The sequence below is a fragment of the Microcoleus sp. BROC3 genome (assembly GCF_036702515.1).
GTDB lineage: Bacteria > Cyanobacteriota > Cyanobacteriia > Cyanobacteriales > Microcoleaceae > Microcoleus.
Window position 1 is genome coordinate 86,082 of record NZ_JAUBTQ010000002.1, and the last position, 428, is coordinate 86,509.

Genomic DNA, 428 nt, shown 5'->3' on the forward strand with positions numbered 1-428 from the left:
ACTCAATTAACTCGCACTGCCGATATTACAGCCCCCACAGTTGCCTTAACATCCGCATCCCCAACAACCACAAACGCACCATTTTTAGTCACAGCAACATTCAGCGAAAGCGTCACAGGATTTATTGCAACTGGCGTTAATGTTACTAACGGCATTGTTAGCAATTTTGCAGGAAGCGGCAGCAATTATACTTTTACAGTCACACCTAATGCTGATGGTAATGTCACAGTTGATGTCCCAGCAGCAATAGCTACGGATACAGCCGGTAATAACAATACCGCAGCCACGCAACTGACTCGCACTTCTGATGCTACAGCGCCAACAGTTGCCTTAACATCAACTTCAACACCAACAGTAACTGGTTTATTTAGCGTCACCGCTACCTTTAATGAAGATGTCACGGGCTTTGATAATACTGATATCACCGT

Annotated in this window: 1 protein-coding gene; it reads left to right on the forward strand. The window is 44.9% G+C overall.

What is annotated here, in order from left to right:
* Positions 1 to 428: Ig-like domain-containing protein (locus QUB30_RS01720; protein WP_333328159.1), on the forward strand; the 428-nt coding region annotated here is incomplete at both ends.